The sequence below is a fragment of the Sphingomonas sp. Leaf257 genome, assembly GCF_001422185.1.
Classification (GTDB): Bacteria; Pseudomonadota; Alphaproteobacteria; order Sphingomonadales; family Sphingomonadaceae; genus Sphingomonas; species Sphingomonas yabuuchiae.
The window spans coordinates 276,867-296,773 of the sequence record NZ_LMMH01000034.1; the positions used below are offsets into that span (position 1 = coordinate 276,867).

General features: G+C 65.2%; 22 protein-coding genes. 20 read left to right on the forward strand and 2 right to left on the reverse strand.

Going from position 1 to position 19,907, the window contains the following annotated elements; translation table 11 throughout:
• Positions 1–2: 2 nt before the first annotated feature.
• From ASF14_RS17135 to ASF14_RS17175, 9 genes are all read left to right on the forward strand, one after another.
• A complete protein-coding gene (locus ASF14_RS17135; RefSeq protein ID WP_056437857.1) occupies positions 3–443 on the forward strand; it encodes a hypothetical protein in 441 nt (146 codons plus the stop codon).
• Positions 444–478: 35 nt separating this feature from the next.
• Positions 479–1,420 (forward strand): phage tail tube protein, encoded by a 942-nt coding sequence (locus tag ASF14_RS17140; protein WP_056437859.1) that lies wholly within the window; start codon positions 479–481, stop codon positions 1,418–1,420.
• 11 nt (positions 1,421–1,431) lie between these two features.
• Complete coding sequence (locus tag ASF14_RS17145) at positions 1,432–1,761, forward strand: hypothetical protein (RefSeq protein WP_156361278.1); 330 nt, start codon at positions 1,432–1,434, stop codon at positions 1,759–1,761.
• Positions 1,761–2,333 (forward strand): hypothetical protein, encoded by a 573-nt coding sequence (locus ASF14_RS17150; protein ID WP_056437864.1) that lies wholly within the window; start codon positions 1,761–1,763, stop codon positions 2,331–2,333. Before ASF14_RS17145 ends, ASF14_RS17150 begins: the two co-directional genes overlap by 1 nt.
• Positions 2,330–2,557: a DUF7697 family protein gene (locus ASF14_RS17155; protein WP_056437867.1), complete on the forward strand. Its 228-nt coding sequence runs from the start codon at positions 2,330–2,332 to the stop codon at positions 2,555–2,557. Before ASF14_RS17150 ends, ASF14_RS17155 begins: the two co-directional genes overlap by 4 nt.
• Before the next feature lie 82 nt (positions 2,558–2,639).
• A complete protein-coding gene (locus ASF14_RS17160; RefSeq protein ID WP_236697120.1) occupies positions 2,640–5,996 on the forward strand; it encodes a phage tail length tape measure family protein in 3,357 nt (1,118 codons plus the stop codon).
• 3 nt (positions 5,997–5,999) lie between these two features.
• Positions 6,000–6,596, forward strand: coding sequence for a hypothetical protein (locus ASF14_RS17165; RefSeq protein ID WP_056437873.1), 597 nt, complete (start codon positions 6,000–6,002; stop codon positions 6,594–6,596).
• Positions 6,596–7,243 carry a DUF2163 domain-containing protein gene (locus ASF14_RS17170; RefSeq protein ID WP_056437876.1) on the forward strand — a complete coding sequence of 216 codons (648 nt, stop codon included), beginning with the start codon at positions 6,596–6,598 and terminating at the stop codon, positions 7,241–7,243. Before ASF14_RS17165 ends, ASF14_RS17170 begins: the two co-directional genes overlap by 1 nt.
• On the forward strand, positions 7,240–7,668 hold the full coding sequence (locus ASF14_RS17175) for a DUF6950 family protein (protein ID WP_056437878.1): 429 nt from the start codon (positions 7,240–7,242) through the stop codon (positions 7,666–7,668). Before ASF14_RS17170 ends, ASF14_RS17175 begins: the two co-directional genes overlap by 4 nt.
• 28 nt (positions 7,669–7,696) lie before the next feature.
• On the opposite strand, the gene ASF14_RS17180 is transcribed toward ASF14_RS17175, so the two are convergent.
• On the reverse strand, positions 7,697–8,014 hold the full coding sequence (locus tag ASF14_RS17180) for a hypothetical protein (protein WP_156361279.1): 318 nt from the start codon (positions 8,012–8,014) through the stop codon (positions 7,697–7,699).
• 40 nt (positions 8,015–8,054) lie between these two features.
• Here ASF14_RS17180 and ASF14_RS17185 point away from each other — a divergent pair, with 40 nt between their 5' ends.
• The 11 genes from ASF14_RS17185 (at position 8,055) to ASF14_RS17235 (ending at position 19,536) form a co-directional block, all read left to right on the forward strand.
• Positions 8,055–10,922, forward strand: a complete 2,868-nt coding sequence (locus tag ASF14_RS17185; protein WP_156361280.1) for a hypothetical protein — start codon at positions 8,055–8,057, stop codon at positions 10,920–10,922.
• A complete protein-coding gene (locus ASF14_RS17190) occupies positions 10,922–11,503 on the forward strand; it encodes a hypothetical protein (protein WP_056437885.1) in 582 nt (193 codons plus the stop codon). The genes ASF14_RS17185 and ASF14_RS17190 overlap by 1 nt, the downstream gene beginning before the upstream one ends.
• Positions 11,500–14,139 carry a hypothetical protein gene (locus ASF14_RS17195; protein ID WP_056437886.1) on the forward strand — a complete coding sequence of 880 codons (2,640 nt, stop codon included), beginning with the start codon at positions 11,500–11,502 and terminating at the stop codon, positions 14,137–14,139. The genes ASF14_RS17190 and ASF14_RS17195 overlap by 4 nt, the downstream gene beginning before the upstream one ends.
• 50 nt (positions 14,140–14,189) lie before the next feature.
• Positions 14,190–14,678: a hypothetical protein gene (locus ASF14_RS17200; RefSeq protein WP_056437889.1), complete on the forward strand. Its 489-nt coding sequence runs from the start codon at positions 14,190–14,192 to the stop codon at positions 14,676–14,678.
• Entirely contained in the window at positions 14,675–14,995 is a 321-nt protein-coding gene (locus ASF14_RS17205; RefSeq protein WP_056437892.1) for a hypothetical protein, read from the forward strand. Before ASF14_RS17200 ends, ASF14_RS17205 begins: the two co-directional genes overlap by 4 nt.
• Positions 14,996–15,219: 224 nt before the next feature.
• Positions 15,220–15,807, forward strand: a complete 588-nt coding sequence (locus tag ASF14_RS17210) for a glycoside hydrolase family 19 protein (protein ID WP_056437894.1) — start codon at positions 15,220–15,222, stop codon at positions 15,805–15,807.
• The gene (locus ASF14_RS17215) at positions 15,804–16,145 is read left to right on the forward strand and encodes a DUF6527 family protein (RefSeq protein ID WP_056437897.1); all 342 of its coding nucleotides are present in this window, start codon (positions 15,804–15,806) and stop codon (positions 16,143–16,145) included. Before ASF14_RS17210 ends, ASF14_RS17215 begins: the two co-directional genes overlap by 4 nt.
• Positions 16,133–16,570 carry a hypothetical protein gene (locus ASF14_RS17220; protein ID WP_056437900.1) on the forward strand — a complete coding sequence of 146 codons (438 nt, stop codon included), beginning with the start codon at positions 16,133–16,135 and terminating at the stop codon, positions 16,568–16,570. The genes ASF14_RS17215 and ASF14_RS17220 overlap by 13 nt, the downstream gene beginning before the upstream one ends.
• Positions 16,571–16,757: 187 nt before the next feature.
• Positions 16,758–18,407 (forward strand): SGNH/GDSL hydrolase family protein, encoded by a 1,650-nt coding sequence (locus tag ASF14_RS17225; protein WP_156361281.1) that lies wholly within the window; start codon positions 16,758–16,760, stop codon positions 18,405–18,407.
• Positions 18,407–18,745 carry a hypothetical protein gene (locus ASF14_RS17230; RefSeq protein ID WP_156361282.1) on the forward strand — a complete coding sequence of 113 codons (339 nt, stop codon included), beginning with the start codon at positions 18,407–18,409 and terminating at the stop codon, positions 18,743–18,745. The genes ASF14_RS17225 and ASF14_RS17230 overlap by 1 nt, the downstream gene beginning before the upstream one ends.
• Positions 18,746–19,251: 506 nt before the next feature.
• Positions 19,252–19,536: a hypothetical protein gene (locus tag ASF14_RS17235; RefSeq protein ID WP_056437908.1), complete on the forward strand. Its 285-nt coding sequence runs from the start codon at positions 19,252–19,254 to the stop codon at positions 19,534–19,536.
• On the opposite strand, the gene ASF14_RS21700 is transcribed toward ASF14_RS17235, so the two are convergent.
• The gene (locus tag ASF14_RS21700; RefSeq protein WP_156361283.1) at positions 19,515–19,673 is read right to left on the reverse strand and encodes a hypothetical protein; all 159 of its coding nucleotides are present in this window, start codon (positions 19,671–19,673) and stop codon (positions 19,515–19,517) included. The genes ASF14_RS17235 and ASF14_RS21700 overlap by 22 nt on opposite strands.
• Between the last annotated feature and the right edge of the window lie 234 nt (positions 19,674–19,907).

The following is a 19,907-nucleotide window of genomic DNA, read 5'->3' on the forward strand; positions in this document are numbered from 1 at the left end:
CCATGCGTAAGCGCGTCGCGGTGCTGGCCGCCGTCAAGGCCATGATCGCCCAGGCGCTGCCCGGTGCCGATGTGCGGGGCATGTCGGTAGAGGAAGCGCGGCCAAGCCGCGTGTCGCCGACCGGCATGGTTATCGTGCGATCCGGTGACCCCGGCACGCCCGAGGTTGACCTGTCCCCGCCGACCTATTGGTGGGAGCACCGCATCCCGATCGAGATGGCGGCCTATGAGACGCCCAATGTCACAGCGCAGATCGCGCTCGACACCATGATCGGCGCGATCGACGCCGTGATGAGGGTTGATCGCACGCTCGGCGGTCTCGCCATCTATCTCGACGCCGAACCTCCTGCCGATGGCGAGATCGGGAAGACCGGCGCTGAATCCATCGGCTGGGCCGATTTCGCGATCATCGTTTCCTATTCGACCGACAGCCCGCTGGGCTGAACCTTCCCACCACCGCCACCACCTGGAGAAAGCCCATGGGCCGTCCGCTCGGCATCAACATGGTCATGAACGCCGTCGCCGAGACGTCGTATGGCCAGACCCCCGCCACCAACTTTTTCAAGCTGCCGCTCGTCAGTCATTCGATGGGCGAGGAACAGGCGCTGATCGAAGACGATCAGCTCGGGACCGGCCGCGAAGGTCTCGACCCGGTCTATGACGTCGTCACCAACGATGGCGATATCGTCGTGCCGGTCGACCTGCGCGCGTTCGGCTTCTGGCTTCGCCAGACCTTCGGCCCCCCGACAACCACGGGTCCGGTCAACGGCAAGTACACCCATGTTTTCAACTCGGGCGCGTCGTCGCTGCCGTCGACGTCGATCGAGATGGGCAATCCGGATGAACCGGCCTGGTCGACGAACTATGGCGCGGTCGTCAACACGCTGAAAATCTCGCTGTCCCGATCGGGTATGTTGAATGCCACGATCTCGCTCATTGCGCAGGGCGAAACGGACCCGGTCACCGTGTCGATCGCCGGCGTCGCGACGCTGCTGCGCGGTCCGCGCTTCGCCCAGGCGGTCGGCAACATTACGGTTGAGGGTGTCGTCGCCGCAGATATCGTGTCGGCCGACCTGTCGTTCAGCAACAACTTGGACAAGGTCGAGGTGATCCGATCCGATGGCCGGATCGCCGGCGTCGACCCGGGCAAGGCGATGACCAGCGGGTCGCTCACGGGGCGCGGGCCGCGCGGCATCCTGTTCACCAAGGCGCGCACCAAGGTGCCCGCCGGTGTCAGCTTCGGATGGACCCAGGACGGCGGCAGCCTCGTCTTTTCGCTGCCCCGCGTCTTCCTGCCGAAGCCCAAGCGGCAGGTGACCGGTCCGAAGGGCATCCAGGCGACCTTCAACTATCAGGCCTCGGGTGCCAACGGCGCCCAGCTGACCACGACGCTCGTCAACGACGTCGCGTCCTACGCCTGAGGAGACAGAGCATGGCAAAGCAATTCCCCACGGCGTTGGTCGCCGCTGTCACCGCGATCGCGGCGGGTGAAACGTCCGACGAGGTCCTGCGCAATATCCGCGTGGTCGACGCTGCGACCGGCGAGGAGATCATCCGCGTCATCAGTGCTGACGCCGTGGCGGGCACCGTGACGCGCTTCGTCGTCGAGGATGGCAACCTCGTGCGCGAAGGCAATGCGTTCGCCACCGTGACGGAGGAGCGGGCTATCCGTATCGAGTGGATCGTGCCCCCCGAGGCCTCCGTTGAGGCCGAGCCGCCGGTCGCCAGCGATCCGGCCGCCCAGGGCGAGGATCACGCCTGATGTGGGCGCTCGCCAAGCCCGAGCCGGTGACCAAGGAACTGATCGCCGCGCGCGGGGATCATCCGGCGGTCACCGCCACATTCAACCCCCAGCCGTCGGCCCTGTCGCTGCGCGCCGCGCGCCGTGCCGTCGCCGAGGTGCTGCGCGCTGATCCGACCGCGATCGAGCGGGCAGGCGACGCTTTCACCGGGGCGATCATCCGCTACAACCTGCTCAGTTGGACCGGTATCGTCGGCCAGCAGGGCGAGGTGATCGAGCCCACGCATGACGTCGTGGTGCCAAGCGACGAGAATGACGAGATCGGCATCGTCCAGCCGGGCACCATCTCGGCCTTCATCGCCGAGCCGCGCCTTTTCGAGGCGGCGGACCGCGAATATGTCCTGCCCTGGACGCAGCTGGACGCGGAAAAAAACGGCTTTGCGCCCTCGCCGAATGGCACTTCGGAGGGGGCGATGCCGGAAGCCGATACTGTCACCTCTCCTGCGACGCCGGAAAGCTCGGGCGATGTGACGAGTGCCCCTACCGAGAGCACGAAGCCCAGACGGAAGCGGGCGAAGCCGTCTGGCAAGTGATTGCGGGCAGCGGGTCGCAGATCAGGCCCGCTGTCATCCCGACGTCTGAGGGCTTCACCACCCGCCCGCTCGGGCTGGATTTTGGCGCGATCATGATGATGGGCGCGGCGCGCGGCGTCGATACCGCCATGCTGGCTGAGATCCTGCCCAGGATCGAGGGGGCCGTGCTCAATCCGCCTGACCCCGATGCCTATGAAGAGGAGACCGACGATGGCGATGCGTAGCGTTGGTTTCCAGCTTCGGACGGATGGTAAAGCGGAGGTCAAAAATGACTTCGCGGAAGTCCGCAAGGCAGGCCAGGACGCCATGTCTGGCGTCGCCGAGGCAGCCGAACAGGCAGCGGACCGCGCTGCCAAGGCGGCTGACGCTCTCACCGAGCGGCAGATCGCCAGTTACCGCAAGCAGGCCAATGCGGCGAAGCTCGCGGCGGCGGGTGCCGACAGCCGCTCGGCAATCGACGCCGCCAATGCGCAGCGGGGCAACGGCTCGCAGTTCGCCACCGTCAATCTCGACCGGTCGACCGGTGCAGCGCGGGAATCGGCGGCGGTTTTCGAGCGCGAATTGAAGTTGCAGGATGAGCGCGCCGCCGCCCTGCAGAAAATTCGCGCGCTGCTCGATCCGCTCGCCGTCGCACAGCGCCGTTATGACGACGAGTTGGAAACCTACAACGACCTGCTCGCCCGAGGTGACCTGAAGGAGGAAGAGCACGCCGCCGCTCTCGCCATATCGCGCGATCGCCTGAATGCCGCGGCCAAGTCACTCGACGCGCATAGCAATTCGCTCGGGCTGAACCGGATGCAGTTCATCGTCGGCGCCGCCGCCGCTCGGAACTTTATGGATTCGGTGCTGGCCGGGGCCAGCCCCATGCGGGCATTCATGCAGCAGGCGGGCGACGTCGTCACCGTCATGCAGTCCGACGATGGTGGCGTCGCGGGCGCGCTGACCAAGGTGCGCAACCTTCTCACCCCGACGCGCCTGGCGCTCGGCGCGACCACCGCCGCTGCCGCGCTCGGGGCCAGTGCTTGGTACGACTATTCGTCGGCCGTCGACAAAATGAACGCCGTGTCGATGGGGTCGGGCCGGATGCTCGGCCTTTCCGGCGCGGCGCTGGAGGCGAACGCCGAAGCCGCAGCCAAGGCCGGCGATATGTCGGTGGCCGCAGCGCGTGAGATCGAACTGTCGTTCGTCGAAACCGGCAAGATCACGGGCGGCGTGCTGATCGGGCTGACCGCGCTGACCAAGGATTTCGCGGCAGCGACCGGCCAGGATGCGAAGGGCGCCGCGTCGCAGCTTGCTGCCGCCTTTGCTGACCCGATCAAGGGGGCCGAGGACCTGGCCGAGCGGTATGGCGTCATCAACCAGTCGACGGCCGACTATATTCAGAAGCTTGTCGAGCAGAACGACATGACCGGCGCGCAGCGTGCGCTGCTCGACGCGCTCGGCCCCGCGTTCAAGGGCGCGGCCGACAACGCCAACTTCTTGGCACGCGCATGGGATGGCATCAGTGATGCCGCCTCCAATGCCTGGACCTGGATGGGCAAGGCCATCGACCGCGCTGTCACCGGCGGATCGGTGCAGGATCGCATCGCCAGTCTGCAACAGCAGCGAGCGCTGGGCCCCTCTGTCGGCCAGATGCTGCTCGGCACGACCACCGCATCCTATCAGGCCGATATCGACCGGCAGATTGCAGGCCTGCGCACGCAGCTGACGGCCGAGGCGCGGCGTGGGGAGCAGGCGCGCGCCAATGCCGCGCAGGCTCGCGGCCAACAGCTGGTCGACCAGTTCACCGGCGCCGACCAGTTGGGCGGATATCGTGCGAATGCCGGCCGTCTGAGAGCCGCGCTCAATACCGGCGTGTCAGGTGAGCAGCGTCAGCAATTGACCACGACGCTGGACGCCTACAATCATGCGATCGACACCTTCATCCCCAAGCAGGATAAGGCGAACCAGCTGGCGGCGATCGACGCGAAGATCGCCGCCGCCAAGTCGCCCGCCGCGAAGGCTGCGCTGGCGTCCGAGCGGGCGCGGGTCGAAATGTCGGGCGAGGTCGTCACCCGTGCCCAGGTCGAAGCGCAGGCGCTCGCGCAGGGCAACCGCGCGCGCACCCAAGCGGCGAACAGCGGTGCGAGCCATGCGGCGACGCTCGCCCGTGAAGCCGAGTCGATGGAGGTCAGCGCGCGCGCCGCGCTTGATGTCGCCGATGCCTATCTCAAGAGCAGCGCGGCCGGTGTTGAGGCGGAGGCGCGGCGCAAGGCTTCCACCGACGCGACCCGCAAGGGGATTTCGGTCGACGAACAGGTCCGCCGCCAGCTGAACCTGCAGGTGTCGGAGGGCGTCGCCACCAGCGCCAAGGCAATTGCCGGGCTTCGCGATGAGACGGCGGCCCGGCGCGCGGCGAACGACAATGTCGCGGCGGGAAAGATCACCGCTGCGCAGCTGAACCAGACGCTGTCCGACGAAGCGGCGCTTCGCCCGCTGATCGCCATGCAGGTGATCGCCCAGGCGCAGGGCCAGACCAAGGCCTATGAGCAGATCACGCGCGCAATAGCCGCCTATCGCCAGGCGCTCGCCGATGCCCATGCCGAGGAGGCGCGCAGCGCGGGCGCGGCAGCGATCGAGGCGACCAAGCAGCGCACCGCCGAGACGGTCGCCTCGATCCTCGACATGAGCAAGTCGCCGCTCCAGCTGGCCATGGCAGCGGCTCGGCGCGCTGCGAACAAGGAGGCCGACGACAAGAAATATACCGATGCCGACCGTGCTGCATTGGTCAGTGCCCGTGTTGACGAGGCCCGCGCCACCAACGCGCAGGCGATGGCGCGCTATATCCTCGACGCCAGTCGGGCCCAGGCTGATCAGCTGGAACTCTCGCAGCGCGAACTGGAATTGGCCGGCGTCAGTGATCAGGTCCGCACGCGCGAGTTGGACAAGCTGCGCATCCAGCAGGAAATTCGTCGTCAGTTCCCGGACATGGAACAGGCGGACATCGATGCGCGGATGCGCGGTATCGATGTGCAGGACGCCATCAATACCAAGTTGAAGGTGACGGCGGCGGCGATGAACGAGCTGCGCGGTTACGGCGCCGAGTTCGTCGACAGCGTCCTGTCGCCGCAGGCTTGGTCGGATTGGGAGACCTTGGGCAAGGCGGCGACGGGCAGCATCCGCAACGAGTTTATCAAGCTGGCGCTGCTCAACCCCATCAAGAACCTGATCAACGGCAACAAGGATTTGCCGACCTTAGGCTCGGTGTTTGGCAACATCGGCAAGCTGTTCGGGGGCGCGTCGGCGATCCAGTCGGGTGTCGACCTGGGCGCCTGGAGTGAGATCGACATCACGAAAATCGGTCGCAACGCCTCCGGTACCGCTCGCTGGTCGGGTGGCCTGACCTGGGTCAACGAGAACGGTGGCGAGATCGCCGACCTGCCTGATGGCACCCGGATTTATCCAGCGGCCGAGACGCGCCGGATGCTGGCAGGGAACGACAATGCCGGGTTTGGTGGCATCAGCGTCACCGTCAACGCGCAGGACTCCGTGCTTGCGGAGACGGTGCGGGGCTGGGTTGCCGAGGGCATTGCCGTCGCATCCACGCGGGGTGCTGCGGGGGGCGCTGCGATGGCCGGTCGCAATGCCAAGATGGCAGCCCGTCGTCGCCTGCCGGGAACCTGACCTATGGCCATCGAACTTCCGCAGCCCCGCTTGCCTCAGGTCGCGGTCCCCAAGCTGCTCGATTGGGGTTCGGATCAGAAAGCCCCGATGGGCGGCGGGTATCAGCGCCTGAACCGGCTGGGCAATCGCTTCGCCCTCGACATCACCTATCCCCGCCTGAAGCCTGAGCCCGATGGCCGGGTGCTCATTGCCCGCTTGCGTCGCGCGAAAACCGAGGGGGCGTTGTTTCCGGTGCCCCAGCCGGGATTGGACATCGGCAACCCGGGCAATCCTGTGATAAACGGCGCCGGTCAGAAGGGCAGCGCCTTGGTGCTGCGCGGCTTCACTGGCGGCTATGTCCTGCGGGAAGGCCAGTTCTTCAGCATCATCCATGGCGGTCGGCGCTACCTGCATAATGCCGCTGGCGACTTCGTTGCGACCTCGGGCGGCATCCTGACCATCACCCTGGACCCCATGCTGCGGATCGAGACCATCGACGGCGCGGTCGTCGAGGTCGCCAAGCCGTACATTGAGGGCATCGTCTCGGGCGCGAGCATCGACATCGAACAGACGATCGCCAAGTCGAAGATCCCCACCATCACCATCACGGAGCGTTTCTGATGACCGCGCTCACCCCAGCGCTCGACGCCGAGTTGCGCAAGGATTCGCCGACCGTTTTCGGCGCGGTGAAGATCACCCTGCCCGATGGCATCATTCGGCTGATCGACGGCTCGGGCGTCATCCGCTTCGGCGGCGAGACCTATGTCGGCGAGGACCCGACCTATGGCGTCATCTCCGACGTGGAGAATCTGACGGACGGTGTCGGCGACAGCGCGCCCGCGATCTCGCTGACCCTACTGCCCGCCGGTGATGCGGCGGCGGCGGCGCTCGCCGCGCCATCAATGCAGGGTGCGGCGGTCGAGATTTATGTCGGCGCGGTCAATCCGGCGACCGGCGGCGTCATCCCCGATCCGCACCTCATCTTCGCAGGCGAGGTCGATGTGCCTACCTTGGGCGCGGACGAGCAGGGGCGAACCGTCGAGTATGAGGTGACCAGCGTATTCGAGCGCCTGTTCGAGGATGACGAAAGCGCTCGCCTGTCGGCGGGTCATCATCGCAGCATCTTCCCGAATGAAGCGGGCTTGGACTTCGTCACCGGCGTTGCCGAGACCGTCTATTGGGGCGTGCCTGGCGTCGGAGGCGCAGTGCAGAGCTTCAGCGGCGGTGGCGGTAGCTATGGTGGCGGTGGTCGGATGGTCGAGCAATGAGCGACGATCCGTTCATCATCCGCACCCGCGCAGCGCAGGCCACGCTGGATCAGTGGTCAACGCGGCCCATGCGGCTCGGCACCTCCGATTGCGTCCGCATGACCGCCTCCCACCTTCGGCGCCTCGGTCACAAGGTGAAGCTTCCCGCGTCAGGCTCCTATCGGACCATCCGAAGTGCTCTGAAGGCGCTGGACGAGCGCGGCTATGCCAGTCTCGCCGATGCATTGGACGCCATGGGGCTGGAGCGGATCGCGCCGGCGGCGGCGATTGTCGGCGATGTGCTGGCGTTGCCTGCCGAGGACAAGCTGGGCGCGCTGGCCGTTGCTCTCGGCAATGGCCGAGTGGTGGGGTATCATTCCGATGCGATCGGCGCGGCGGTCCTGCAGCCGATTGAATATGTCGCTGCGTGGCGGGCTATCTCCTAAGTCACCCGTATTCCGGTGTTTTGCTGGCTTACGATCCGGTTCTCGGTGCGCACTGTTCAACGACCTTTTGCGACAGCCAAGACTTGATCGACGTGCTTGTACCGGAGCTGTGCAAGTCGACACGAGCCGCAGCAGTGCCGGCCGCCATTCCACCGGCGGTCCAAACGATCATGACATCTTCGGGGCGATCGGGCTGGCGGTAGACCTGGGGCGGGTATCCTTGCCGAATTAGGCAGCGCTCGACCTCCGCGGAGCTTCTCGCCGTGACGTATTCGGCATCCGGTGTCCGACCGTCGAACTTGGCCACTTGGCCTTCGGCAAGCGCCATCAGTGCAATCAACAACATCACGACCTCCCGCGTGACGGGAGCCAGGGAGCCGCCGCCGATGAGCAATGTACTCAAAACGGCCGCTATTGTCGTCGGTGCCGTTGCATTCGCCGCGACTGGTATTGGAGCGATCGGAAGCGCCGGTCTGCTCGGAAGTTCGATCGCGGGCATTGGTACCGCGGCGGCCTTCACGTCGTTCGGGGCATTGGCATCAGCTGCAGCGGGTGCGCTCTCTCTCGCGGCCGGCCTCACCGCTAAAAAGCCATCCGCTGCCGACGCTACGGGCTCGCAGACCAGCTTCTCGGCCGATCCGGATGCGGGGGTGCCGCTCGCGATCGGTCGAACGGGCACGGCCGGCGATATTGTCATGCGCCGAGGCTGGGATACGCGCGACGCAGGGGATAACGACCGCCAGGCGTTCGTGGCGGTGCTGTCGCTCGGCCCGATCGCTGCGATCGAGGGGCAGACGGTAGACCGCAACCCGGTCAGCTATTCCAGCACGGGCGCCGCGATAGGCGCCTTCGCGGGCTTCATGTGGTCGATGACGCAACTCGGCGCGCTGGCGTCGCCCGCGTTGGCGTTCGGTGCCGGTGCGGGAACGCCCCCAGGCGTCGGTGCCGACTTCAAGCTGTCGGGCAAGGCGGCGGCGACGTGGACGCTGCGCTTCGATACGAAGGCCAAGCAGTATCAGAACGGCGTGCCCGCCCCCATGTGGACGGTACGCGGCGCGCTGGCATACGATCCGACGAAAGACTCGACATACCCGGGCGGCTCCGGCCCTCACCGTATGGCAGACCCGGCCGATACCGCCGCCTATGACGCTGCCATGGCGACTTGGGAGTGGACGGAGAACCCGTACCTGCTCGGCCTTCGCTGGGCGCACGGCTATTGGCAGCGCGACGTCAGCAACCCCAATAGCACCTATCAGCGTGTCATGGGCCTTGGGTCACCGTGGCGCCTGATCGACGTCGCCGCGTTCGTCGAGGGTCGGAACATCGCCGCCGCCAACGGCTGGACCTGTGGCGGGATGATCTATTCCCGCGATGAGAAGTGGGCGACGATGAAGAAGATCCTGCAGGCCGGAATGGGCGAGCCCATGCCGCTCGGCGCGCGGATCAGCTGCATCGTCAATGCGCCCAAGGTGTCGCTGGCGACGGTCACGTTCCAGGATGTGATCGGCGAAGCGCGAGTGTCCGCAACCCAGCCGCGCCGCAACCGCATCAACACCGTGACGCCGCGCTACCGCCTCGAGGAGAACAACTGGCAGTTCCTCCCCGGCTCGCCGATCACGGTGCCCGAGCATGTCGCCGAAGACGGCGGCAAGCGGTCGAAGGTGCTGGACTATCCGCTCATCCAGAACACCAAGCAGGTGGGCACTGCCGTCCGATACGACATCGAGAACGCGCGCGAATTCGGCCCGATCACGCTCCCGCTCAAGCTATTCTGGATGGGCTACAAGCCGGGCGACTGCGTCACCGCAGACCTGCCCGAGGTGGGCCTGAACAAGCAGACCATCCTGCTGCTCAACCGGGATTTGGACCCGCCCACCGGCGTCGTGACGTTCACCGCTCGCAGCGAGACGAATGCCAAGCACGCTTTCGCGCTGGGTCAGACGGCGACACCACCTCCGACGCCGGGTGTGACCGGGCAGCCCCTTGTCCCTGTCCCTGCCGTCGACGCCTGGGCTATCACGGCGACCAGCATTATTTCGCAGGCGCAGACCGTCCCGGCCCTCGTAGTGACAGGAACGGTTGACGCCGGCACAGCCGACGCGGTGGTCATCGAGTATAGGCCATTCGTATCCGGCCAAGCGGCGAATGTGGGGTGGAGTTCGGCGGGCATCTGGTCGGTCGGCGCCAACCGCGTGGAGATCACAAGCGTTCGGAGCGGCGCCGCTTACGAAGTGTCAGTGTCCTACCAGCGCAACGGCGTGACCGGTGGTCGTCGCATTATCGGACCGGTGGTCACGGCTGGCGTTGCGGTCGATTATGATGCGGTCGTCGGCCCGAACCGTCCGCAGAACGGTGCGACGGTCGGTGCACCAACCGGAACCCAGGTCGGCGGTCGTAAGGCCGAGGATGTGGTGGCCGACCTCAATCAGAACATCATCAACGTCGCTAACGAAATGGTGGTGAACGGAACCTGGCGCGGCGACACGGACAAGATCATCTTCATCGACGGCAAGCCCGTCCGCCAGGTGGTCGAGCAGCAAGGGGTGACGGCGGAAGGCCATACCTTGTTCATCACGAAGCTGCAGGAGGTGGACAGCAGCACCGGGCTGGCGAAGTTCATGATGGCGGGCAACGCTGACGGGGCGATCGTTGGCATCCAAGGCGTTGCCGGGGGTGGCATCAACCAGTTGAGCATGGTCGCCGAACGCTTCCTGTTCGTGGATACGAATGGCGGCAATGCGATCGTCGCCATGTCCTATGACACGACGGACAAGACTTGGCGGCTGGGTGCCGTGGAGGCGACCCGGATCAAGGCCGACACCATCGTCACCCGGCACCTCGTCTCTTCCTCGATCAGCCAGACGCGGGTCGCGCCTGTCGGAACCAGCGTTTCGATTGCCCGGAACGCCACTGCGACGGTCGCCACCGTGTCGATGACGAAACAGGAGCCGGATAGCGTCATGAAGGTGACGTTCTTCGGCATGTTCCAGTCGGACGACGACATTCAGATGACGTGTAGCGTCGATGTGGATGGGGCCACTGTGTACCCGGCGGGCACGATCAACAACGTGTTCGATAGCACGCAGAGCAAGGCGCAATCGACCATCACGCCGTTCGTCTACATCTCTGACCTTCCGGCGGGGGATCACACCTTCAAGTTCAATGTGACCAATCAAGAGGTCGATAACATCGCGCTAATCGTCAAAGCCGGGTCGGCCATGGAAGTCCTCGAACAGAAAAGGCCGCTTCTCTGATGGCTGACCAGGTGCTCACTCCGGCGGATGTCGCCAACTTCGTCGCCGTCTGGCAGGCGTGGGGCGCAAGCGTTGACCAGTTCAACGCGTGGATGATGGGCACCGCGACCGGCGGGCCGAACGGCGACGGTCGCTACCCGCTGACCAATCGGGGTGGTCAGGTGGTGCTGGTCATGTGCCCGGCCAAGCTTGCGACGCTCGTGCCGACCGGGCAGCCCTTTGACTGGCTGTTCGATTGCTACAGCCCGCGCGAGATGGTCCGGGTCGCCACCGGCCTGTCGCCGCTGCGCGCGCCGCGCGTGTTGATCCTGTCCGAAATACGGGCTTCGGTCATTGTGGCCGATATGTCGTCGGCGCAGACCTATGGCATCAGGATCAACGTCCGGGTGGCGGGCACCTCGATCCTGTCCGCGCCGCTTCGCATCCTGCCCGGCCAGCTTTCGAGCAAGGCGGACGGCACGCCGCAGCCGACGATTTCGACGCCGCGCATACCCGACGACGCGCTGGTCAGCATCGATGTCGAGGCCGAGGGCTCCGGCGCGCGAGGCTTGGTGGTCTATCTGAAGGGGAATTACGAATGATCCTTCAGAACCGAAAGCCGCGCGTGCCGCTGCGCGCCAACTTCCTGACGGGCGACTATCAGGCGAACAACGCCTCCTTCACGTCCATCATGTCGATGAAGGAAATCGAAATCGCAGGCCCTGGCGGCGTGTCTGCGGGGCCGGACGGCAAGCTGTATGTCAGCCCCGCCGGGCAGCCGCGTATCGTGCCAGGCGTCGGGTTCCTGCGCGAACCCGCGTCGAAGAACCTGCTGTTCATGCGCAACGCTGCACCGACCTCGACGGAAGGATGGGCGCTGCTCACCGCCCGCCCCGAAGGCGCGACCATCACGCTGGTTGATGATATGCAGGCGCTGCGCGCGGCTGGCATCTTCGACAACCTGCTGTCGGCGGGCCTGATGAACGGCAAGGTCGTTCGGCTCTACAACCCGAGCAGTGACACCGAATTTGCCGTGCCGTTTTTCGGCGCAGGTGGCGGTGCTTATGCGATCAGCGCCTATGTCCGGTGCCCGACTGGCGGCGGATACATCACGGTCACGGGCGGCGGCGGCCAGACGCCAATATTCACCGGGGCGGCTTGGCAGCGCGTCGGCCGCCTTCACACCGCCGGGCAGCAAGGCCGCCTCGTCGTTCGCCCGCAGTCCGAGGTGCTGGTCATTCTCGCCCAGGCTGAAGCGGCGCGCATTACGAGCCCGATCGTCACCTATGGTCAGCCTGTCGCGCGCGGCGGCGACCTGTTCGAGGTGCGGGGCCGCAACCTGTTCGATCGGCCCCACACGCTCATCCTTGAGGCGGAAATCGCGCAGCAGAACAATATCGAGCGCACGATGATCCAGCTCGGCAACGCGAACGGCGAGGTCATGACGGTCGCGCGCACCACCGACCACGCGCTGACTGGCACGCTTTGGAAAAGCTACAAGCGGCCTTGCGTGCCTCGCCTCTATGGGCCGGGCAAGGTCCGCATGGCGCATCGGATCGGCGCGCGGGGCCAGACGATCGCGGCGGCCGGGCTTTGCGCCCATGCACCGTTCCTGCCCCCGCCCGAGCGGCTGGACCGGCTATCGGTCGGCGCGCGGCTGGACGGCACGTTGCCTATGTCGGGGTGGATACGCTCGATAGAGATCATCGGAGAGGTCGGCGACGACGATCTGGAAGCGCTGGTCGCGAACGATAACGACGCCTTCCTGCCCGAGACGCGCCGCTATGTCAGCCCGAACGGGGACGACAGCGCCGACGGGCGAACCCCGGCTACCGCATGGAAGACGCTCGCGAAAGCGGGGGACATTACGCAGTTCTGGCCGGGCACCCATATCTTTCTGGAGCGCGGCGGCGCGTGGAATGAAACGCTTCTGACGGCCAACCGCGCCACCTATCGGCCCTATGGTAGCGGGGCGCTTCCCAAGATCGGGGTGGGCCAGACCTATGCGCTGGACGAGAACGCGGCCAACGACTTCCGCCTCCAGCAAATCCATATAACCGGGGCAAAATCGCGGGGCGTCAATTGCTACGGTGCAAGCGGCGTCATGATCGTGGATTGCGAGGTATCCGGCAACGGCTCGCTGACCGACGACAACGCCATAGGCATCGCGATCCGGGGCAACACGCGCCGCGCCGAGTCAGAGTTGCTGGCCAAGCCTGCGGCGGTCAACGTGACCGAATATTCGACCAGTGAGGCGGCTCTGACCGGCACATTCGTCGCGCGGTGCATCAAGGCGGGCACGGGCGCGCAGATGCAGTGGCAGGTGTTCCGCCCGGACGGGTCGCTCATCACCATCACGCAAACCGATGGGACGGTGATCCGGGTTTTAACGGGCGGCACCCGCTTCTCTGGCGGCGGCATCGTGCTCAACCTGTCTGGTACGGGCGCGGTCGGCGATGAGGTAAAGGTAAGGGCGAAGCCGTTCAGCGAAATTGCCCTCCCCGGTAATGCGTTGGCCGAGGACGTTCTAATCGAGCGTTGCCATATCCACGATAATATTGGGAAAGCCGCAGGCGACGCGTTGTATATCGAAGGCGTCGGCGGTTTGTGCATCGTCATCGGCAATCTCATCCCGCCGCCTCGCGGTGTGGCCGCCGACTGTATCCAGATAGGCCGAAACAACCGCTTCTACGTTGCGAACCCGGCTCACGCGATCGTGCGCAACAATCGCGTCGCGGCGTTTACGGGCGGCGGCAAGGGCGCAATCGTCGTACTATCAGAGTCGTGCCTGATCGAAGGCAACCACATCCGAGGGCACAACTTCTGCATCTCGCTCAACCCCCTGACCTTCGCCATCGTCCGGTGGAATTACTGCTATGAAGCCAACCTCTATAATTACTCATGGGGGATCGGCGTCGGATCGGACTTCGACTCCTACGACCTCGCGATTTACGGGAACGTCATCGTCGGCTGCAATCGCGCCGTGACCTTCTCGGGGAACGGGAACAGCACCTTCACGCTCGAAGGGCGCGTTGTCAGGTTCCAGTATCGCAGCCGCGTCGCCGTCAATGACAACGATGTCTTGGATTGCCCGGTCGGTGTCTTCATCGATCGGCCGACCGGCGGGCGTGTCACGCTCAACCGCTTCAAGAACGTGCCGCTTCAGATCGATCGCCGCACTCAGGCCCTGCCGCCTGGGGATGCCGAATTGCGCATTTCCTACAACCAAGCAGCGTGAGGAACCCCACCGATGGAAGCTTTCCGCTTTGCGGCCGACGAGGCCGCGAAATGACCGCGCTCGGGCATGTCATCAGCACGGCGGCCATATGGTGCCTGATGCTGACCGGCGTCCGCTTCGGCGTCGCGTCCGTCCAATGGCTGGGGCCCGCTTGCCGCGCGCTCTGGCAATTGGCTCGCTGTCGGGAGCCGGGCCGCGCGCAGTGTCGCGCCGCGTTCCGCCAGACGATCGAGCAGCTTCATGTCGACCTGCGCGACGCGATGACCGCGCCATGGTCCGCCTCGCTGCTGTTCGTCGGCTCCGCGCTGATCGGCTTCGGGTTCATGTTCGGATGCGCGGGCGACATGGCGAAGCTCGTCTCTCGCTCGCCTGAGACCTGGCAGACCTTCGACGTGGTCACCGACTGCATCGCGGCAGCGATGGCCGTAACCGGCATGGCTTTCGTCCAGGCCGTCACCGCCTCGCATCGCACCGTCAGCCTCATGGTGTCGATCGGGCTTGTATTCACGGGGCTTGGAATAGGGGTGGTGACGCTGTGAAGGACTGGCAGCACTATGGCATCGGCGTCTTCGCCGTTGCGGCGGGGCAGTGGCTGCGCATCGGTCAGAAGATAGAGGCCAAGCAGCCGGTAAGCTGGCGCGACATCGCCGTTCTCATTTCGCTGCTGCCTGCCTTCGGCGCGATCGGCGGCGCGGCGGCGCAACACTTCGGATGGCCGCTATGGGCCTATCTGACCGTCTCCGTTTCGTCGGGATGGCTGGGCTTCGGCGCGATGAAATTCGTGCTGGGGGCGGCGCGGACGATCATCGGGACGGTCGCGGGCATGGCGACCGCCAAGGATAAGCCGGAGGCCTGACCAAGTTGCCCCGCCCCGTTGCTGAATGGGCGGGGCAACCTGCTGTCCGCCTGGCGATGCCAGACCGGGACTTGATAGAGATCAATGTTGACAGAATTGTGATGCAGGGGCCGCCACGAGGGAGATTGGTCGGCCCCCACGGCCGATGACCATCGGGGGATAGGTCCGGCACCCCGCCTCGATAGCGGCTCGCCAATTTCGCGTCTCCAACAAAGGACATACATATGGACGTTGCACTTGTGCAGCGCCGTCTCGGCGTGCGCGCTGACGGCGCATTCGGACCGGTGACGTTGACCGCGCTGCTGCGGAAGCTCGGCGCGCCGACCGCGACCGCCGCAGGGCTTGGCGCTGGCATCGCTGCCTTGGAGGGGGCGATCATCCTCGACGTACCCTTGCGGCTTGCTCACTTCCTTGCCCAGGCGGGCCATGAGTCGGCTGGCTTTACCCGGATGTACGAAATCTGGGGCCCGACGCCCGCGCAGCGCCGATACGAAGGCCGGGCCGACCTGGGCAACGTCAAGGCAGGCGACGGCTTCCGGTACCGCGGGCGCGGCATTCTCCAGATCACGGGCCGTGACAACTATCGCCGGTTCGGCGCGCTGATCGGGGTCAACATCGAAAGCCAGCCGGACCGGGCGGCAGAGCCTGCGATCGCGATCGCCCTTGCCTGTGCATACTGGACCTCGCGCCGGATCAATGCGCCGGCGGATCGCGACGACATCGAGGCCGTGACGAAGCTGATCAACGGCGGGCTCAATGGCATCGACGATCGGCGCCAGCGGCTGGAGCGCGCGAAGGCCATTCTGCTGTGACCCGCCTTCTGTCGTCCAAGCTCGCCGAATTCCGGCCGGGCCGCGTGGCCTTCTGGTGTCCGGGGTGCTGCTATGAGCATTTGGTCGTGGTCCAATCCACCACGGGCGAGCCGGTGTGGGGTTTTAACGGCAATTGTGAGGCGCCGACATTCACGCCCAGCGTGTTGGTGCGGACCGGTCGCGCCGTGAACCCGGCCTTCATTCCCGAATCTGGTGACCCGCCCGAGGTCTGCCATTCCTTCGTTACCGATGGGCGCATCCAGTTCCTCGGGGACTGCACGCACCATCTGGCAGGGCAGACGGTGGACCTGCCGGAGTATCCGCAATGTCGTGGCTGATCCTGCTCCGCCGGTTCTGGCCCGCGCTGATCGTACTGGCCATGGGCCTGTGGGTCGCGCGGCTCGATCGCCTCCGCGCCGACTATCGCCAGACGCTGACCAACGAACGGGCGGCTTGGTCTGCGGCGATCGCGGACGCGGCCAAGGCGCGCCTTGCGGACGAAGCCCGGTTCGCCCGTCAGCAGGCGACGGCGGCCCAGACCTATGCGGCCTCCCTCGCTTCCCGCCAGCCCCTCATCATCCACTCGAAAGACACGGTGACACGCTATGCGCAGACTGATGCTGGTCGCGCTCTGTGTCGCGCCCCTGACCGGGTGCGCGACATCGACGCGCTCGATGCCCTACTCGCCCACGATTCCGGACCGCCCGGCGGCGGCAGGGGAGCCGTGCCGACCGACGGCTCAGCACCGCCAGCCGGACGGTAGCGCCAGCGCGGCGGACGACGACGCGACCATCCGAGACGGGCGCTTCGATCTCGCTGCCTGTGACGCCAAGCGCCAGTCTCTCTGGGACGCCTGGCCGCGCTGACGCCAGCGCGATGCAGCGCAGGCCGCAATCCCTCCTCGCCAGCCCCGTCGGCGGCGATTCTCCTGACACCTTGAAGGATAGTCGATGAAGACCATTCTGCTTTTTGACCCGCGCTTCCCGCTCAATCACCCGCGTCGCCTGACCGTCGCCGATGAGATTGCCTCGGCTGCGGTCCGAGCTGGCGTTGCCGCTGCTGCAAATCCCAGCGAAGCCGGAGCCTTGGCCACTGGATCCCCGCTCAGCCAAGCCGACATAACTGAGGTCATTTTGCAGCATGGCGCCACCAACACTGCCCTAGCGAGGGTCTTCGTCCCGTTGAGCGTCGCTCAGGTTGGCGCGGGACTCGGCATGCTCGCGGCCGTGGGACGGCCAATCGCTGGCTCAATACCGTCTATCTTTCCACAATTTCCAATTGGCACGAAGATCAGCGTTCTCGGTGACAGCACTGTCGCTCACGGGACCTTCGGTGCAAGCCCTGGTGATAAACTCGTGCGCAAGCTCAATGCCGGTCACTACGAGGTAGCGCAGGCCTTGAAGCCGCGATTCGCCATGGAAGAATGGCCGTCAAATACGACTGCCCGCGATAATGCCGCTGCGGGTGGCACCAGCAGCTATACCAAGCAATGGGTCGACGGCGGCAATCGCGCAGTGTCGGGTTCGCCGGTCAGCTTTCACGCCGGTCTCCTGCCTTCCACTCTGGCGATGGGGGCGCCCATCCTCGCCTATTCGGCTACGGTTAACAGCGCTGCGCTTCCAGGCGCTGAGCAGACGATCATCGACCAGATTCTAACCCCTGCCATTAACGCTGGAAAGTATGTGCTGGTCGGCACGATGCTGCCTTGGGCAGCTAGTGGTACCGGCCTCGATACGCCCGCAAACGTCGCTTCGCGTATGCGCATTAATACTGCATTGCGCGCTTGGGCCGCGTCGGTCGGGCCGACAAAAGCGCTGCTGCTGGATTGGGATATTCCCTTCCCACTCGATGGCAGCAATTATGCTTCATCGGACAATTTCTACGATACGCTGCATCCAAATTCGCTGGGGGCGGCACGACTGTCGCTGTACCTGAACAGCCGCCTGGACCTGATCCTCCCGAGCGACAATCAGCTGCTGACCCGGACCGCTCCGAACAAGCAGCCCAATCCGACGTTTACCGGCACCACGGGAACAGCGGCGGGCACGGTATCGGGGCAGGTCCCCTCTGGATATCGTCTGATCAATGCATCCGGCACCGTATCCACCGCTGTAGCATCTCTCGAGGCGAATGCCGCAACCGGTGGTCAGTCGCTGGTAATTACGGTGCAGCCCGTTTCGGGCAGCATCGCCGAGGAAGGCTTCAATTTCACCTATGGGACGGCGGGTACGATCCCTGTGTCCGATATGGCTGGGCAATATGTCGCCACGTATTTCGAGGTGGAAGTTCCTGCCAGCCCTTATGTCGGCGTCCCCACGGCCTATCTGTATGACGCGGGCAGTACGATGGAGGCTCGCGCGCTCGACCTCGACACAACCTATGGCAATAGTAGCAAGTCGGACGGATCGGCCAAGACGTTCTGGGTTGCGACGGATCCTGTATTGGTGGGTGCGTCGTCTACCGGACCTAATGTAACGCTGCGCCTTCGCCTTCGCGGTGCCGAGGCCTTTGCGGCGGGTGCTGCGCCGATCACTATCAAGATCAAACGGGTGTGGACTGGCGTTGTTGGCGATCCCAAGCCGCGCTGGAACGCCAGCTGATGTCCCATGCCTGCCCCCATTGCGGAGCCGACCAGCCCGATCGAGTGGAGCGGTTCGGCCTGATCGTCCAGCGTGACCCGGGGGCAGTGTATTGGAAGGGCATCCGGTACCACCGGCCGCCCGGCGAGGTGGAGACGCTTTACCACCTCGTCCGGCGCGGCCGGGTATCGCATCTCACGCTCGCCATGCTGACGGTAGGAGAGGATGCCGAGACCGACGTGGCCAAGGTGCGGATATGCAGACTGAGGCGCTGGCTGCGCAGCCTGGGCGGAGAGGTGACAATCTCCACCGAGCGTGGCTGGGGCTATGTGCTAGAGCAGGCGCGGCCGCTGAATTAGCTGCGGACCGGACTCGAAACCGGCTATGCGGGTTTTTACCGATATTTGGTCGTTTTCGCGGGCGTCGCCTAGCCTCGGACCCCCTTCCCCGCCAAATTGGGGCGAATTGCGTGTGTCCATCCACACCGCCGCAGCTAGGGAAAGGGTCTAGCATTTTCTGGCGGGTAGTGTAAACCCGTTATGCAACCAAAGAGGTATCGCGTCGCTCCGACGTTAAGCCGTACCCGCTCTGCTTCGGCATCGGGCTTTGCAGAGGGTGGCGCTACGGTGCCACCCTCAACCGAGTAGAGCCAACCTGGCGGACACTGCCATTTCCCGCATCTTGGCCTGCCAATAGGTGCCCGCCTCGCTCCACGGAGTCGCAATCTCGAACTCGCCCATGCGGCTGTCCCACAGCTTCTCGGCGAGATATTCGATCAGCGCCTGATCGTCGTTGCTGGTGCAGAGGCGGCAGCGGGCCGTGGCGAATCTCTTGATTATTTGTTCTCGTTACGTTCCATAGCATAATGCGCCGCCACCATCGAATCGTCGTCGAGCTATCCGTCCAGGTCCTGCGCCAGGCGATGACTGATAGCGGCGAGCGTCGGTGCGACACGATCCCGGTCCGCCTCGCCCTCCGCTGCCTGCTGCCCCACTGCCCCGAGCGCTGGCCGCTGACGACGTTCTGGGAATCGGCCGGGCAGTCGAATGAGATCGGGCGTGCGCAGGGCGTGACGGCGGCGTTCAATGGGATCGTGCGCCAGCTGCGCCGCTCAGGGGTGTGGCGAGATCAGGACCACCCGGAGACATAGCGTATCGCGCCCCAGGCGCTGGCGATCAGACCCGAGGCGGACAGAACGGCGAAGCCGCCGAATTCGAGCCAAATCTCGACCCGCTCCCATCGGCTCTGCGTCTGGTCATCACGCCCGGGCGGGCTCGGCTGGATCATGTTCGAGGCGTCCCGAATATGATCGGATCTGGGGCGGTGGCGGCGCATCGTTATGCCTCAGCGAGGGGCGAGCGCTCGACGCTAATCGCCGGTGATTCGCGGGTCCAGCGGCATTATGACAAACCCAGTGTGCCTAAGGGGGTGGCTACCATGAACAGAGGGGGAAAAGGTCAGAAAGCCCCGCAGAAAACTGCCGTTTCCACTCGACTGTTAATCGAGCGGCCGTAGGTTCGA

Coding starts and splice junctions, on each gene's coding strand:
- ASF14_RS17145 (WP_156361278.1), top strand. CDS start 1,432: ATGGCAAAGCAATTCCCCACGGCGTTGGTCGCCGCTGTCACCGCGATC.
- ASF14_RS17185 (WP_156361280.1), top strand. CDS start 8,055: ATGAGCAATGTACTCAAAACGGCCGCTATTGTCGTCGGTGCCGTTGCA.
- ASF14_RS17210 (WP_056437894.1), top strand. CDS start 15,220: ATGGACGTTGCACTTGTGCAGCGCCGTCTCGGCGTGCGCGCTGACGGC.
- ASF14_RS17135 (WP_056437857.1), top strand. CDS start 3: ATGCGTAAGCGCGTCGCGGTGCTGGCCGCCGTCAAGGCCATGATCGCC.
- ASF14_RS17175 (WP_056437878.1), top strand. CDS start 7,240: ATGAGCGACGATCCGTTCATCATCCGCACCCGCGCAGCGCAGGCCACG.
- ASF14_RS17200 (WP_056437889.1), top strand. CDS start 14,190: ATGACCGCGCTCGGGCATGTCATCAGCACGGCGGCCATATGGTGCCTG.
- ASF14_RS17180 (WP_156361279.1), bottom strand. CDS start 8,014: ATGTTGTTGATTGCACTGATGGCGCTTGCCGAAGGCCAAGTGGCCAAG.
- ASF14_RS17150 (WP_056437864.1), top strand. CDS start 1,761: ATGTGGGCGCTCGCCAAGCCCGAGCCGGTGACCAAGGAACTGATCGCC.
- ASF14_RS21700 (WP_156361283.1), bottom strand. CDS start 19,673: ATGATCCAGCCGAGCCCGCCCGGGCGTGATGACCAGACGCAGAGCCGA.
- ASF14_RS17230 (WP_156361282.1), top strand. CDS start 18,407: ATGTCCCATGCCTGCCCCCATTGCGGAGCCGACCAGCCCGATCGAGTG.
- ASF14_RS17225 (WP_156361281.1), top strand. CDS start 16,758: ATGAAGACCATTCTGCTTTTTGACCCGCGCTTCCCGCTCAATCACCCG.
- ASF14_RS17235 (WP_056437908.1), top strand. CDS start 19,252: ATGCGCCGCCACCATCGAATCGTCGTCGAGCTATCCGTCCAGGTCCTG.
- ASF14_RS17190 (WP_056437885.1), top strand. CDS start 10,922: ATGGCTGACCAGGTGCTCACTCCGGCGGATGTCGCCAACTTCGTCGCC.
- ASF14_RS17220 (WP_056437900.1), top strand. CDS start 16,133: ATGTCGTGGCTGATCCTGCTCCGCCGGTTCTGGCCCGCGCTGATCGTA.
- ASF14_RS17165 (WP_056437873.1), top strand. CDS start 6,000: ATGGCCATCGAACTTCCGCAGCCCCGCTTGCCTCAGGTCGCGGTCCCC.
- ASF14_RS17170 (WP_056437876.1), top strand. CDS start 6,596: ATGACCGCGCTCACCCCAGCGCTCGACGCCGAGTTGCGCAAGGATTCG.
- ASF14_RS17140 (WP_056437859.1), top strand. CDS start 479: ATGGGCCGTCCGCTCGGCATCAACATGGTCATGAACGCCGTCGCCGAG.
- ASF14_RS17195 (WP_056437886.1), top strand. CDS start 11,500: ATGATCCTTCAGAACCGAAAGCCGCGCGTGCCGCTGCGCGCCAACTTC.
- ASF14_RS17160 (WP_236697120.1), top strand. CDS start 2,640: ATGTCTGGCGTCGCCGAGGCAGCCGAACAGGCAGCGGACCGCGCTGCC.